The 15,111-nt window shown below is 41.9% G+C and carries 12 protein-coding genes; 4 read left to right on the top strand and 8 right to left on the bottom strand.

Annotated features, from left to right (window positions below):
- Positions 1–68: 68 nt before the first annotated feature.
- Positions 69–851: a tyrosine-protein phosphatase gene (locus BA1DRAFT_RS09465; protein ID WP_036778263.1), complete on the bottom strand. Its 783-nt coding sequence runs from the start codon at positions 849–851 to the stop codon at positions 69–71.
- A gap of 94 nt (positions 852–945) precedes the next feature.
- Entirely contained in the window at positions 946–1,701 is a 756-nt protein-coding gene (udp, locus tag BA1DRAFT_RS09460; RefSeq protein ID WP_036778262.1) for a uridine phosphorylase, read from the bottom strand.
- Between the two features lie 831 nt (positions 1,702–2,532).
- On the opposite strand from udp, the gene pcp reads away from it, so the two are divergent.
- Positions 2,533–3,189 (top strand): pyroglutamyl-peptidase I, encoded by a 657-nt coding sequence (pcp, locus tag BA1DRAFT_RS09455; RefSeq protein ID WP_036778260.1) that lies wholly within the window; start codon positions 2,533–2,535, stop codon positions 3,187–3,189.
- 243 nt (positions 3,190–3,432) lie between these two features.
- Here the strand turns inward: pcp and BA1DRAFT_RS09450 are convergent, their stop codons facing one another.
- Both BA1DRAFT_RS09450 and metE read right to left on the bottom strand, forming a co-directional pair.
- Positions 3,433–4,266 carry an intradiol ring-cleavage dioxygenase gene (locus BA1DRAFT_RS09450; RefSeq protein ID WP_036778259.1) on the bottom strand — a complete coding sequence of 278 codons (834 nt, stop codon included), beginning with the start codon at positions 4,264–4,266 and terminating at the stop codon, positions 3,433–3,435.
- Positions 4,267–4,509: 243 nt separating this feature from the next.
- The gene (gene metE, locus BA1DRAFT_RS09445) at positions 4,510–6,786 is read right to left on the bottom strand and encodes a 5-methyltetrahydropteroyltriglutamate--homocysteine S-methyltransferase (protein WP_036778257.1); all 2,277 of its coding nucleotides are present in this window, start codon (positions 6,784–6,786) and stop codon (positions 4,510–4,512) included.
- 108 nt (positions 6,787–6,894) lie between these two features.
- Between metE and metR the strand changes: the two genes are divergently transcribed.
- Entirely contained in the window at positions 6,895–7,851 is a 957-nt protein-coding gene (gene metR, locus BA1DRAFT_RS09440; RefSeq protein ID WP_036778256.1) for an HTH-type transcriptional regulator MetR, read from the top strand.
- A gap of 193 nt (positions 7,852–8,044) precedes the next feature.
- Here the strand turns inward: metR and BA1DRAFT_RS09435 are convergent, their stop codons facing one another.
- Both BA1DRAFT_RS09435 and BA1DRAFT_RS09430 read right to left on the bottom strand, forming a co-directional pair.
- On the bottom strand, positions 8,045–9,694 hold the full coding sequence (locus BA1DRAFT_RS09435) for a Na+/H+ antiporter (protein ID WP_036778254.1): 1,650 nt from the start codon (positions 9,692–9,694) through the stop codon (positions 8,045–8,047).
- Positions 9,695–9,967: 273 nt separating this feature from the next.
- Positions 9,968–11,314: an NCS2 family permease gene (locus BA1DRAFT_RS09430; RefSeq protein ID WP_036778252.1), complete on the bottom strand. Its 1,347-nt coding sequence runs from the start codon at positions 11,312–11,314 to the stop codon at positions 9,968–9,970.
- A gap of 492 nt (positions 11,315–11,806) precedes the next feature.
- On the opposite strand from BA1DRAFT_RS09430, the gene BA1DRAFT_RS09425 reads away from it, so the two are divergent.
- Positions 11,807–12,043 (top strand): type II toxin-antitoxin system CcdA family antitoxin, encoded by a 237-nt coding sequence (locus tag BA1DRAFT_RS09425; RefSeq protein ID WP_036778251.1) that lies wholly within the window; start codon positions 11,807–11,809, stop codon positions 12,041–12,043.
- Positions 12,044–12,045: 2 nt separating this feature from the next.
- A complete protein-coding gene (locus tag BA1DRAFT_RS09420) occupies positions 12,046–12,360 on the top strand; it encodes a CcdB family protein (protein ID WP_036778250.1) in 315 nt (104 codons plus the stop codon).
- A 50-nt stretch (positions 12,361–12,410) separates the two neighbouring features.
- On the opposite strand, the gene BA1DRAFT_RS09415 is transcribed toward BA1DRAFT_RS09420, so the two are convergent.
- Together BA1DRAFT_RS09415 and BA1DRAFT_RS09410 are read right to left on the bottom strand one after the other, a co-directional pair.
- Entirely contained in the window at positions 12,411–13,607 is a 1,197-nt protein-coding gene (locus BA1DRAFT_RS09415) for an MFS transporter (protein ID WP_036778248.1), read from the bottom strand.
- 108 nt (positions 13,608–13,715) lie between these two features.
- On the bottom strand, positions 13,716–14,468 hold the full coding sequence (locus tag BA1DRAFT_RS09410; protein WP_036778246.1) for a sulfite exporter TauE/SafE family protein: 753 nt from the start codon (positions 14,466–14,468) through the stop codon (positions 13,716–13,718).
- Positions 14,469–15,111: the final 643 nt, after the last annotated feature.

The following is a 15,111-nucleotide window of genomic DNA, read 5'->3' as shown; positions in this document are numbered from 1 at the left end:
TGAAAGATAACGGGTAATACCACATTCAATTTAACCACCACTGCATTAACCAGAATTAAACCAACTTTTTATTCAAGGAAATAACCTTGTAATTTCTTACGAGCAGCAAAATCAAGGCCAAGATCTTTCTCCAGCCATATATCTACACTGCCATAATGCTGATTAATACTGTTTAATGCCGTCATTAAAAACTCTTCTCTCACGGAATAAACATAAGCGAATTTATCCACCAGATCATCACTCATGGTTTTCGCATGCTCATTTAACAAATATTCACGGTAAGGAGCCAAAGTAGAGTGAGTCACTAAATAATCTTCCATTACCGTATCCAAATCAGCCCCCAATGCAAATAATACCAGAGCAGAGCCTACACCGGTTCTGTCTTTACCTACCGCACAATGCTGGACGATTCCCCCTTTTTCCGGTTGTTGCAGTAACTTAACCAATGTCTTATAGGCTGAGTTTTTTAGAGGCAATAATTCATAAAGACGGAACATAAATGCCTGAGGATTAAATTGTTCCAACATCTCGGACGCTAATTTTTCCAAATTCGCATTCACTTCATCAGATAAGGGGTTGGCCGGGGCGTGATAATAATTAGCGCCATTCCATATCAAATCAGGCTTATCCTCTACTTCACTGATATCACGATAATCTATGATTTGAAAGAGATTTTTATTTGCCAGAAAAGATTGATCTTTTTCTGTTAAGCGATCCAGAGAACCAGAACGGAAAAGTAAACCTGATTTGATTTTTCCACCATTCGCGACTTTTTTACCGCCTAAATCACGAAAATTAATCCCTCCATTGAGTGGAAGCACTGATGGATGCAATAAAGATGTTGTGATCATGATGACTCTTAATTAATTGTTAGGTGTTAAGACATTAACAGATTTCTCTTTAAAATAAGAGTGAGCCGGAATACTCCGGCCCAAAAAGTATGATTTACAACAAACGGCGAGCAGCCTCTACTACAATTCCTAATGCGTTACTTTCTGTTTCCTCAAGTAATTCAACATTAGGAATCTCCTGCTGAGTACGGTTAACAATAACACCGGCAACCATCCCCGCACGCAGTCCTTGGCTTGCACACATTGTTAATAAAGTTGCCGATTCCATTTCATAATTCATGACCCCCATCGCCTGCCATTCAGCCATTGAACCTTTGAAACGGCTCACAACACGGCCAGAATAGGTATCGTAACGTTCCTGACCAGGATAAAAAGTATCGGAAGAGGCCGTTACCCCCACATGTACCGTTGCACCTAAATCTTTTGCTGCTTCGTACAAAGCAGTCGTACATTCAAAATCGGCAACCGCCGGGAATTCCATCGGAGCAAAATGCAGACTAGCGCCATCCAAACGAACAGCAGCGGTAGTCACCAACACATCACCAACATTGATATTTTCCTGAATTGCACCTGTTGTGCCGATACGCAAAAAAGTACGCACACCCAATTGCGCTAATTCTTCAACAGCGATAGAAGTTGATGGGCCACCGATACCCGTAGAGCACACAATGACAGCTTTACCATCAATTTCTGCCCGCCATGACGTAAATTCACGTAAAGAAGCAAGATGAACTGGGTTATCCATCAATCTTGCGATTTTTTCCACACGTTTCGGATCACCCGGAACAATAGCTAAAGTTGCGCCTTGTAGGTCGTTTTTGGTCAGACCTAAGTGAAATACATCAGACATATCAGACTCCTCAGCAAGAAGAATTTATAATGAAATTAGTTGGGATCTACTGTATTGAGCATTTAGACATCTTTTAGTGATAAATGTCACTTCAAAGTAATATAAAAAAGAAAAACATACATTATTTTGAGATATAAATCACAAAACAGACATAAAACGGGTAAAAAACAGGGTGTTTTCTTCCGTCCACAAACTAACTGGAATTAAGTTTGTATTATGGAAAAAGCAATCCATTGTTTAGTTATATTTATACTTCAAACATACCGAAAAAAATATATCTCAGATTATCTCATTGAAATATTTTCTCCCTAAGAGTTAATAGAGGCTAATATCCCTCCCCTCAAAAAGAAAAAATTATCGTTTCACACCCCTGTCATAAAAAAATACTTACAATAAACTATCAACTTAACCAAATATAAGTCACTGTCGTTATTGAAATATTCTCCTAAAATTTATAAATCAACAACGCAATAAGCTAGACTATTTTAAAAATAACTTTTTCTTATGATGAACATATTAAAAAATTAATTGTATTTTACTTCCATGACTAATAAACAATTTTCTTGCTTATTTACCAATATATTACAATTATATTTTCAACAAAAATAAAACAATTACCAAATATAAATATCACAGTTATCTTTTTATAGAATGCATATTGTTTATACCCTATGGATTTCAAGATGGATCGCGACGGCAAGGGAGCGAATCCCCGGGAGCATAGAGAACTATGTGACCGGGGTGAGTGAGTGCAGCCAACAAAGAAGCAGCTTGAAAGATGACGGGTATAGATATATTAGACTCTTTCTATCATAATTAAGGGCACTATCGATGACGACACAAAAAACAGTTTTAATTACAGGTTTCGAGCCTTTCGACAAAGAAACGATTAATCCATCCTGGGAAGCAGCCAAACAATTACAGGGGCGAGAATTATGTGGAGCCCGCGTTGAAGCGCGTCAGCTTCCATGTGTGTTCGACGTCTCCCTAGCTTGTCTGTATGCTGCTATTGATGATGTACAACCTGATCTGGTCATTGCCGTAGGACAGGCAGGCGGTAGACCAAATATTACCGTGGAACGCGTGGCAATTAATATCAATGACGCTAGTATTCCTGATAATCAAGGCAATCAACCTATCAATACCCCCATAGTCACAACAGGCCCTGCCGCCTACTTCGCCACGTTACCGATCAATGCAATAGTCAAGGGTTTGCGTGAAGCAGGAATCCCTGCCTCTATTTCACAAACCGCAGGCACTTTTGTTTGTAATCACGTCATGTATGGCTTGTTACATCATCTGGCGTGCTCCAATCCTGAAATACGCGGTGGATTTATCCATATTCCTTATCTGCCTGAACAAGCAGTTCGGTATTCAGGTGCTCCGAGCATGGCCCTAGAAACAGTTATAACCGCACTGGAAATTGCTATCGATGAAGCATTAAAAAACCGTGAAGATATCACCGTTAATGGAGGCGCAACTCATTAATTTGACATTTTGCTTGCGAGACTGAAAGTTTCCCTTTCAGAAAATGACAGGCACAGACAGTATGCTCTACTGATAATATCAATCAAACAGTAAAGATAATCCCTCTGTGCCTGCACAATATCCATATGTAAATATCAAGTACCTAATACTTTATTAAATTATTAATCAGCACACCATTTACATAGGTTACTTTATAATTTCAGCTGTTATTACATTGAAATTTAGTTTATTCAATAAAACCGGTCATACCGTATGGGAATATAAATCATCTTTAGTTATAAAATTAGACACATTGTCCAAGTCTATTGATAGAATTATTTCACCTAGTATCCCACGGTTAATATCAGATTCGTCTATCTTTGTTACTTTTATTTCTGAGAGATGACCATTCATATTTTTAAAATATGTATCCTCATTATTTTTAGTTCTGATTACCCTCCGTCTTGAATACAGTTCATATTTATAAACCTCTGAATTGATCTCTTCTGGAAAATACATTTGCCCCACGAAAGCAAAATGCTCTTTGTCAGTTATATTTGTGCTCAATTTTCTGATTGCAATATGAATATGAGTCGCTCTACCAGCATAAAAGCCGGGATAAATAGTCGTAAAATTAACTACCCCATTTTTATCCGATGGTTGAGCTCCTCTTAGAAAACTTTTATCATCAGTTCTATTGGAAGAAGCTATTCCCTCAACGTTAGGTACTACATCGGGACTGATATAAGTCCAACCGGAATATTTCCCCCGACTATTACAATGCCAGATATCAACAAATAAATTATCAACGGGTTTACATGTTTTTTCATCCATGACAGTAATTTTCAATAAAAAAGGTATTCCTAATTCTGAATCAGTAATATCCCTTCTTACAATTTTGTCATTTCGGAAATACGGCCCTGATATCTGCTCTGGCGCAAGCGTACATATGCCTATTCCATGTTGTGATGATAATTTTGCTTCCGCACGAGCTAAACTCATCGGAGCAAGCGCAGCAGTCGCCGTAATAGCAGCGCTACTTTTCAAAAAATTTCTTCGAGAGCTACTTTTCTTACCTTGCAAATTATTAACATCCATATAATCCTCTCTTTAATTATTAAGTTTCTATTACAATGCTTCCATCTTGTTAATACCCGAGTTATTTTGTTAATAAAATGTACTTTTACAAATACCAATATGGCATATATAAGTTACTAAAAGTTTGGTAATAGAAAAGATCCCGGCTAAGCTCGCATCACTATGCACTACTGCAAAAAGAAAGATTATTTTATGAAAAATGCCTGTCACCAATTAAAGGTGACAGGCAAATTGTTGGATGAGTTATTTCACTGATTCACGAAGACGTTTCGCCGCTTGTACCATGTTTGCCAGTGACTGGCGAGTTTCAGTCCAACCTCGGGTTTTCAAACCACAATCCGGGTTAACCCACAAGCGTTCGACTGGAATACGATCAGCCGCTTTACGTAGCAGTGCTTCAATCCATTCAACACTAGGTACGTTAGGTGAATGAATGTCATAAACACCCGGCCCGATCTCATTCGGATAAGAGAAGTTTTCGAATGAATCCAACAACTCCATATCTGAACGGGAAGTTTCAATGGTAATCACGTCCGCATCTAATGCTGCGATGGAAGGCATGATGTCATTGAACTCGCAATAACACATATGAGTGTGAATCTGTGTACCATCTTTAGCAATTGCAGCATTCAATTTAAATGCCTCTACTGCCCAATCAAGATAAGCCTGCCACTCTTCCCGGCGCAGTGGTAAACCTTCCCGCAATGCTGGCTCATCAATCTGGATGATACCAATACCCGCTTCTTGCAAATCGTCCACTTCATCACGCAGTGCCAATGCAATCTGCTTAGCAATCGTCTCACGGCTGACATCTTCCCTTGGGAATGACCAACAGAGAATCGTCACCGGACCGGTTAACATCCCTTTGACAGGTTTCTCCGTTAGTGATTGAGCATATTTAGCCCATTCTACCGTGATAGCTTCAGGACGGCTGACATCACCAATAATCACCGGTGGTTTAACGCAGCGGGAGCCATAGCTCTGAACCCAACCATTCTGCGTAAAGACAAAACCGTCGAGGTGTTCACCGAAGTACTCCACCATGTCGTTACGTTCAGCTTCGCCATGAACCAATACATCTAATCCTAAACGTTCCTGTTCGTTAATTGCCTGCTTAATATGTTCACAGATATTGGTGCGATAACTTGCGCCATCTACCCGGCCTTTTTTGAAATCCAAACGCAAACCACGAATTTCCGTCGTTTGTGGAAACGATCCAATGGTTGTTGTCGGCCACAATGGCAAGTTATAGCGCTGACGCTGTATTTCCGCACGCTGTGGGTATGGCTGATTACGCTCGCTGTCCTGTGGATTAATTGCCGCAAGGCGTTCAGTAACAGCCTGATTATTTACCCGTTTAGATTCACGACGGGCGCGGATTGGCGCACTGTAAGCATCCAATTCCGCTTGTTTACCGCCTTCTGGCTGATTCAATGCCGCAGCCAGCAGGGCTAACTCTTCACATTTCTGCAATGCGAATGCAAACCAGCTTTTCACCTCGGCATCAAGCGCAGTCTCATCATTCAGATCAATAGGACTGTGCAGAAGAGAACAGGAAGAACCGATCCACAATGTACGGCTATCTACTAATGGCTTAATCAACTGATGTTTTGCGGTTAAATCAGCACGCCATACATTACGACCATTAATCACACCAAGGGAAAGCACCCACTCTTTTGGCAATGACTCATTCAGTTGCGCGATATCATCTTGACCAGCAACCAGATCCACATGCAGCCCTTGTACCGGCAAGGATTTGATCGTTTCTAGATTGTGACCAACGCTATCGAAATAGGTAGTCAGCAATAATTTAACCTGTCCCTGAAGCGCCTGATAAGCAACCGGATAAGCGGCTAACCACTCTGCTGGCAGTTCCAGTACCAACGCAGGTTCATCGATCTGAACCCACTCGATACCCCGTCTAGCTAACTCAGCTAATACTTGCTGATAAACAGGAAGAATATCTTCCAATAAAGAGAGACGATCAAATACCTGACCTTTCACTTTACCCAGCCACAGATAAGTTACCGGCCCCAGTAAAACTGGTTTCACTTGATGACCCAGAGCCAACGCTTCATCTACTTCTTCCAGTAACTGAGTCCAACTCAGTTTAAATTCCTGCCCTTGCTGAAATTCCGGCACGATATAGTGGTAGTTAGTATTAAACCATTTAGTCATTTCTGCGGCGGCGGCAGGTTCACCCGTCGGTGCACGACCGCGAGCAATACGGAACAGTGTATCTAGATCAATCGTGCCATCTGGATTCTGGTGACGCGGCGGCACATTACCGAGCAGTAAACTAGTGGTTAGAACATGATCATACCAAGCGAAATCACCAACCGGCACTAAATCAACACCAGCCTGCTTCTGTTGTTCCCAGTGACGGGCACGTAACTCACGGCCAGTTTCCAATAATTCTTGCTGAGAAATTTTCCCTGCCCAATAGTTCTCCTGAGCCTTTTTGAGTTCTCTTTTCAAACCGATACGTGGAAAGCCAAGTGTGTGATTAATAATCGTCATTTCATTATCCCGTCATTTTTAGCCGTCTAGATGTTTACACATCCATAATCAACAGGTAAGGTATAAACCACAAGCGCAATTTATTCATTATCATCCTGAAGGTTTCTCATGATCGAAATAAAACATCTAAAAACACTACAATCATTGAGTCATTACGGTTCATTAGCGGCAGCAGCCAATCATCTGCATCAAACACAATCCGCTTTGTCTCATCAGTTCAGCGATCTTGAACATCGCCTTGGCTTCCGGTTGTTCATCCGTAAAAGTCAACCGCTTCGCTTCACGCCACAGGGTGAAATTTTATTACGACTAGCAGAACAAGTGCTTCCTCTGGTTCAAAACGCGCTCCGCGAATGTAAAGAGCCGGGCCAAGCAAATCTACGTATCGCCATTGAATGCCATAGTTGTATTCAATGGCTGACACCGGCACTCAAGCATTTCCGAGAAACCTGGCCCCAAGTCAATGTGGATTTCAAATCCGGCGTCACTTTTGATCCACAGCCAGCATTACTGCAACGAGAATTGGATGTCGTTTTAACATCAGATATTCTCCCGGAGAGTCATTTGCACTACACACCGCTATTTGATTATGAGGTCAAACTGGTTGTCGCTCCGGATCACCCTCTGGCAAATAAATTGCACATTCAGCCAAAAGATTTAATTGATGAAACCTTGATGATCTACCCCGTTCAGCGTCAGCGATTCGATATCTGGCGGCGTTTCTTACAGCCTGCGGGGGTTGCCCCTACGTTGAAAAATGTGGATAACACCCTGTTACTGATCCAAATGGTCGCTGCCCGCATGGGAATCGCAGCCCTGCCACATTGGGTTGTTGAGACATTTGAAAGGCAAGGGTTAGTGGTAACTAAGACACTGGGAGAAGGTTTATGGAGCAGACTGTACGCTGCCGTTCGTGAAGGCGAGCAGTATCAGCCTGAAACTGACGCATTTATCCATTCCGCTCGTCAACACGCGATGGATAATCTGCCATTCGTAAAAGGAATTGCAAAATTAAACGTCGATGACCCCAGAACAACGCAGCAACCAAACTCCCTCCAATGGTAAATTTTACCAACCATTCCACCGGAACCAACGTATTATTCATTATTGCCAGGGGGTTCCGGTATCCATGATGGAAAAACTCATGCCACCAGCCAGACACGAGAAACACTACAAATCAGCTATCAACCTGACAGGCGAGATACTCACCGATCAGGTTGAATAAAGCGACTCTCAAGATTGTCATGACAACCAAATATCAGTGCTCTTTCTGTACCAGTAGAGCTTCCAGTAAATCCAAATCATGCAGTAAGGTTTGCAATGTCTCATTACTGATTTTTCTGGTTGCACGCAGATGATACAACTCACCACGCTCTGCCCTCAATGCGGTCAGACGAAAACGACGTTCCAAATCTTCCACTAGCAAGTTATGTTCTATCTCATCCTGCCCCACAGTACGGCGACGCAAATAACCAATTACCCTGGAAGCAACTTCAGTAATAACCTCAGCATCCAATTGCTCTTCGGGACTAGCAGAAAGACGCTCTTCCATCTTATTCATACTAACAATCGCCACTTCCGCCATCGCTGCCCGCGCCATTCGTACCTCACTGACATCTGCCTCTTTATCAGAAGCTTGAATACCCCGTAACAGGAATGGCAAAGAGAGAACGCCAATTAACAACGAGAACAGAATGACTCCCGCGGCAATAAAGATAAGCTGATAACGGGCCGGGAATGGCGTACCATCCGCCAGAAACAGAGGTACAGACAGAGCACCGGCAAGAGTGATTGCTCCACGAACTCCGGCAAAAGATGCCAGCCATAATTCACGAGTGGTATAAGTCGCAAAATTCAGTGGATTTTTTTTCATAAAAACTTTGCTGATATTCTTCATCAGCCATAACCAGCAGAAACGCAGCAGTAGAAGGGCTCCATAAATCACTGCGACCGCGGCGAACAGCATCCAGGTTTCAACAGTTGGATCAATTTCTGCCTGTATAACGGAAGTTTGCCAGATCCCCGGCAGTTGCAGGCCCAACATGATAAATACCAAGCCGTTAAACACGAACGCCAGCATTGACCAGACACTATCAGCGCGTAAACGCATCGCTAATGGCGCATTACGGATGACCCCAGATTTACTGATCGTCATACCCGCGGCAACCGAAGCAAGGATACCGGAAACGCCAATATGTTCTGCAATCAGATAAGAAGCAAACGGCAACAGCAACATGAAAACAATTTGGGTTGCTGGATCGCCACCGCTCCAACGATTCATTAAGCGCAGGGATTTACTGTACAACCAAGTTACTGCAATACCGGATAACAAACCGCCAATAGCAACCTTGACGAATTCTATGGTCATGCCAGTAACAGAAAATGCCATCGTTCCCATTGCTATCGCTACAGCGAACTTTAAGGCTACCAGGCCGGAAGCATCGTTCATTAACGCTTCCCCTTCCATCACATTCATCATGCGCTTAGGCATGCGCCTTTTTCCGACAATGGATGATAAAGCCACCGCATCCGTTGGCGATAGCACAGCAGCAAGAGCAAAAGCAGCAATTAACGGAATGCCTGGCATCAGCCAATAAATCAGATAACCAATACCGACAACAGTAACCAGCACTAATACCAGCATCAGTATAAAAATTTCCCGTCCGTACTGGAAAAACTCTCTGGTTGGCATTTTCCAGCCATCAACGAATAACAAAGGAGGAATTAGCAGAACGAGGAATAGCTCAGGATTAAAAGTAACATGTAAGCCAAAGTGTGGCCAAGCCAGCAATGCTCCCATTGCAATCTGCATTAACGGCAGAGGTATGCGGAACGGAATCACTTTAGTCAGAACACCAGAAACTGAAACCACCAAAATCAAGATCAGAATAGTAAAGAATATTTCCATGTTGCCCTTACAATTTACCTAAGAACCGTTGGTATACAGATTGAAACTCTCTTTCTTCCCGTTAACACAAAAACAGTGAGAATAAATCTTAAGACTAAAATAACTGAATCAATCGAAAAAGGTAGATACATACGGAGCCGTATCCGAAAGAATTGCAGGAATATTGTAAACTAATCAGATAAATAGCGGGGGAAATAATTGAGAATTTAAAAGTAATCGCAAGAAATGGCAAAGTGCGCAGGGGTGAACACCGCTTACGCACTTTTTAATCAATCAAATAGCCCAATCACCAGCATAAAATGCTACTAAAGCGATCGTAATTACCACTGTACCGATATTCAATTTGCGCCATTCACCGGAACAGATACGACCAACAACTAGCGAACTGAAACCCAACATAATACCGGTTACAATATTGCAGGTCAGGACAATAAAGACCGCACAAAGCATACCGGACATTGCCCCAACAAAATCATCGAAATCCAGCTTTCTGACATTACTCAGCATCAGCAAACCAACATACATCAACGCCGGCGCCGTGGCATACGCCGGTACAAGATAGGAAAGTGGAGAAAAGAACAAAATTAACAGAAACAGGATACCGACAACTGTTGCAGTTAAACCTGTTTTACCGCCGGCTGCGGTACCCGCGGCTGATTCAATATATACCGCAGCCGGAGAAGCGCCGATAGCACCGGCAAAAATACTACTAACCGAATCGGCAGTTAGCGCTTTACTGCCATTAATAATCTGCCCGCCTTTATCCAACAGATTCCCTTGCCCTGCTACTGCACGGATGGTACCGGTGGCATCAAACACCGCAGTCATTACCAACGCCAACACACTAGGTAACACAATTGGCTGCAAAGCCCCGATAATATCCATACTAAAAATCAAGGACAGACCGTCATCTCCCAGACTTGGTACCTTAAAAAACCCTTGATATTTCACTGCCGGATCAAAAATCAGCCCAATAACAGAAATCACCACGATCACTAACAACACACCACCGGGAACTTTCAATTTTTCCAGGCCAAAAATAACAGCCAGCCCAAGCAGAGTCATCACAACCGGAAAAGAGGTGAACGATCCCAGAGCAACAGGCAGACCTTCCAGTGGATTCTTAATGACCAGACCAACACCATTTGACGCAATCAGTAACAAAAACAGCCCAATACCAATCCCTGCACCATGCGCAATACCCATTGGTATATTGCGTAAAATCCAAGAACGAACACCGGTAACAGAAATCACCGTAAACAAGCACCCCATCAGAAATACCGCACCGAGTGCAACCGGGATAGTGATTTGCTGCCCTAAAACCAAGCTAAAGGCAGTAAATGCAGTCAACGAAATTGCACAACCAATTGCCATTGGCAAGTTAACCCACAACCCCATTAACAAAGAACCAAAACCGGCAACCAGACAAGTCGCAATAAAGACAGCAGTATGGGGAAACCCTGCCTGCCCTAACATTCCCGGTACAACGATGACTGAATAAACCATCGCCAAGAAAGTTGTGATCCCTGCCAGAATTTCACCGCGTACCGTTGTGCCACGTTCGGTCAATTTAAAATACTTATCCAGTTTGCATTTAACTGGTGCCTGAATGCCTGACATGTCATTCCCCTGCATTATGTTCATAGTACTTCTTCTGCTTCCTAATCAAACGAAAACGATTACCTTGCTTAATAACGCAACACTTAATGAATATTGCACCAATCGGTTCAACAAAACATAAAAGCAATCGTTTGGCTTTCAGAATAGAAAACAGAGAGAGAATTTAAGGCGAAAGATTATCCAGTGATCATAGTGTCGAAATCAATAGCTAACAGTATTATTTCACCAAACATTAGAAGAACGACTTCTGGAGATTAAACTTTTTACGATAGTTAATTACAATGTTTCAGCCTTAGACGACAAGGAAGATCCAACAGTTTCACCATGAAATGAATTTCATTTGCAGTTATTGTGAGCCGGACGAAATGAAATGCGAGCCGTTACAAGTAACGAATGGTAACGCTGAACAAGCCGAAAAAACCGACATTCAGAACTACAATTCGTGTCCATATACGTGTAAACTACACGCACACTCAATACCGGAGATAAATCATGACAGCAAGACAACGCAACACACAGAGCGTCACAATGACTGTAGAACGAGGCTTACTGAACCGGGCACGTGAAGCAGGTATTAACTTTAGTGCCACACTGACCGCCGCCTTGGATGCCGAATTACGCCATCGCGAGGCGCTGAAATGGCAGGAAGATAATAGGGAAGCTCTGGAGGTATTAAACCGTTTCCATGACGAACATGGTTGTTTCAGTGATGAATACAGGACATTTTAGCGATGCAATTCACCGTTTATCGTAATACTGGGAAAACTGTTGTTTATCCCCTGTTGCTGGACGTCACGAGTGACATTATCGGGCAGTTAAACCGCCGAATTGTGATCCCACTGCTGCCAATTGAAAAATATCCTGACAGCAGTCGCCCTGTTCGAATGATCCCCCTTATCAGGCTGATAGACGATAAAGAATATGCTGTCATGACTCACGAACTAGCCAGTATATCTGTTCATGCTTTGGGTGCTGAATTTTGCGATGCATCGCAATACCGTAATCAGGTAAAAGCGGCACTCGATTTCCTCTTTGACGGTATTTAAGTTGGATTAGTGCTGACTGCCATTCACAGCCAGCTTTTACACCAGTACAGCTATCGACTGAACACTTCGCTTTTATTACTTTTATCACTTTGTGGATTAAACCGATCCATTGTTGAAATCAGAAAGAGCGTTGCAATGATGACAAGTAGAATAGGTAAACCTGATGGCGTCACTGAACTCGCTATACCGGCAAGCAGCGGCCCAAACAAACTGCCAATCCCCCACAACATAGCCGCTGCGGCATTAGCCACTATCAGATCATTTCCTGAGAAATACTGACCAATTTGGACCAATGCAATGGTGTAGATAGCCCCCGCAGTTGCCCCTAAAACAATCAACAGAGGCCAGATAAGATACTGATACATCATAACAAAAGGTAATAACACACTCGCTCCGAGTGTGACTACGCCACAAATCTGGTACAAACGCATACGATTCATATGATCCGCCAGCCAACCAAATGGGAACTGCATCAATGCATCGCCAGCAAGAACAACACTTATCATTAGTGCAGCTACCGCTTCGACATACCCACAACTCATTCCGTAAATGGGTAACATAGAAAGAATGGTCCCGTCGAAAAAGGAAAAAAACAGCACACCACCACAGATCGCCGGTGCAACCCTCACAAATTGAACAATAGAGAAATTGGATTGCTTACTGTGTTGCGGCAATTTATCGCCTTTCTTCTGATCTATCATGACAAAAAGCATCAGAGAGAAGATATGAATCAGAGTACAAATCAATATCGGCGTTTTATCTGCAATACCATAAAAAGCAATGATAGAAGGGCCAAGCAACTGGCTGATAGTAAAAACCGTCGTATAAACAGCCAATACCCGGCCTCGTTTACTCTCTTCAGAGAGTTCATTAATCCAAGTTTCACCTAGACAGATCATTAACCCGTTAGCAGCACCAGTAATGAGCCGCAGAGGAAAAAGCACCTCCATCGGCAACGAACCCAAAAGTGGGAGCAAACTGCCAGCAGAAACCCCTGTTGCAATCATCATGGCGTGTTTCTTACCTACCAGAGCTACAATTTTCTGGACTACCGGAGCACTCAAAAGAACCCCCAACGCCGGAGCCGCAGAAATTAAACCAATGTACAACTCATCGATACCTTGGCTATTCAAGCGTAACGCTATCATTGGGATCGTCAAACCAATGACAATGCCAATAACCGCGACACTCGTAGTAATAGTAAAAATGGCAAAAAAATTATTATTTCTATAGTCACGACTGTTCATTTTATTTATATCTATCCAGCAAAAATAAAAAGAATAAATATGAAATGAACTGAAAACAACAAATTAATAATATTATATTGAATATATTAATTCCGATTAGTTATTATTTTAAAGAGTAAATATATAACGATATATCAGCATTAAGCCCGAAGCCAGCACAATAATATTGATAAACTTCAAGAATGTTTCTCTGGAGATTTTCAATGTCACCTGGCGGCCAAAATAGATCCCCAACAACATGGCTGGAATAAATACCAGTATCAATAACAAAAATGAGGTGTCCAGATAGATACCCATGAAAACAAAAATAATCACTCTCGTCAGGGTACTGAAACCAATTAAAGTCGTCTGAGTAACCCTGAAAACCTCCTTATCAGATATCCGCCCAGTCAGATAAATTGCATAAAGGAACCCCCCACTACCAAATAGCGCACTGAAAATACCGCCACTCAGCCCAAATGGAATGGCGGCTTTAGCGGGGAATTGACGGTAGGTTTTACTGAAAAATAGCGAATAAATTGAATAGAAAACAACAAATAACCCTAACACCAGAACTAAAACATTAGGCCGGGCCATCAATAAGATAACAGCGCCAATCAAGCTACCGACAACCATTAATGGAATGATTAACTTGATCTCACTAAACTCTGATTTTTTACCCTCTCTGGTAATATTAATCACTGCGGCAGTCAAATCCACTAACGCAAGCATAGGAACAATTTTCGCTACAGGAATATAAAATGCCAGAATTGGGCTAGCAATAAGCGCAGAGCCAAACCCGGCCATACCAAAAACCAGATAAGCAAAGAAAACGACAAAAATGCAAATAAGCAGATCAGGCCATGCAATTACGTGTAACATTTCTATTTCCCTGAAAACGGTTTTCAAACTAAAGTGATCATTTTCCCAATACTAATAGTTTTTCCTGTCATTTGTCAGGCCAATCTACAAAAAATGGGACACGCCAGTTAAGAAGTACTAATGTACGCATGATGCTGGTATGATTCTAATGGAAAAATAAATAACTGAAATTATAAGTAATTGCGAATATTTACTAAGCAATAAATGATCTACCGTATGTCGGCAACATATAAGGATATCACCAGCAAACCAGAGGGCGATCTTAAAAAGAATGGTATTTCACTGGATTGGATTAATATTGTTATTAATACATTTCGCTTTATTTTCATGAGATGAACGTAATTTCTCCATAACATTACATTTATCCGCATGGAAAACATTAATAATTTCTTTATTATTAATTTTTTTTCTTTATATGTATTTCTCTAATTAACCTGTAGAGAAGAGTAGAACTTCATTTACAGTAATCGGCTGACTCTTCTTCAATGCTTCAATGCAATAAGTTAAAACAGAATATACCGGCAAGACGTGCATACTGCGACACTCTGGTTGAAAGAAACGCGGAATACATTTAGGTCAGTTCAAATACTCAAAGCCAAAAAATAATCACTTAAAAGAATTATTTCATCACCTTTTCCGGTAC

Source organism: Photorhabdus aegyptia, assembly GCF_000612035.1.
Taxonomy (GTDB): Bacteria; Pseudomonadota; Gammaproteobacteria; order Enterobacterales; family Enterobacteriaceae; genus Photorhabdus; species Photorhabdus akhurstii.
Note: the sequence above shows the minus strand (reverse complement) of the source record. Positions and strands in the feature narration are given on the sequence as shown.

Bases quoted from the DNA above. Each gene is read 5' to 3' on its own strand.
- pcp (WP_036778260.1), top strand. From the start codon at position 2,533: ATGACGACACAAAAAACAGTTTTAATTACAGGTTTCGAGCCTTTCGAC.
- metR (WP_036778256.1), top strand. From the start codon at position 6,895: ATGATCGAAATAAAACATCTAAAAACACTACAATCATTGAGTCATTAC.
- metE (WP_036778257.1), bottom strand. From the start codon at position 6,786: ATGACGATTATTAATCACACACTTGGCTTTCCACGTATCGGTTTGAAA.
- BA1DRAFT_RS09410 (WP_036778246.1), bottom strand. From the start codon at position 14,468: ATGTTACACGTAATTGCATGGCCTGATCTGCTTATTTGCATTTTTGTC.
- BA1DRAFT_RS09450 (WP_036778259.1), bottom strand. From the start codon at position 4,266: ATGGATGTTAATAATTTGCAAGGTAAGAAAAGTAGCTCTCGAAGAAAT.
- BA1DRAFT_RS09435 (WP_036778254.1), bottom strand. From the start codon at position 9,694: ATGGAAATATTCTTTACTATTCTGATCTTGATTTTGGTGGTTTCAGTT.
- BA1DRAFT_RS09425 (WP_036778251.1), top strand. From the start codon at position 11,807: ATGACAGCAAGACAACGCAACACACAGAGCGTCACAATGACTGTAGAA.
- BA1DRAFT_RS09465 (WP_036778263.1), bottom strand. From the start codon at position 851: ATGATCACAACATCTTTATTGCATCCATCAGTGCTTCCACTCAATGGA.
- BA1DRAFT_RS09415 (WP_036778248.1), bottom strand. From the start codon at position 13,607: ATGAACAGTCGTGACTATAGAAATAATAATTTTTTTGCCATTTTTACT.
- udp (WP_036778262.1), bottom strand. From the start codon at position 1,701: ATGTCTGATGTATTTCACTTAGGTCTGACCAAAAACGACCTACAAGGC.
- BA1DRAFT_RS09420 (WP_036778250.1), top strand. From the start codon at position 12,046: ATGCAATTCACCGTTTATCGTAATACTGGGAAAACTGTTGTTTATCCC.
- BA1DRAFT_RS09430 (WP_036778252.1), bottom strand. From the start codon at position 11,314: ATGTCAGGCATTCAGGCACCAGTTAAATGCAAACTGGATAAGTATTTT.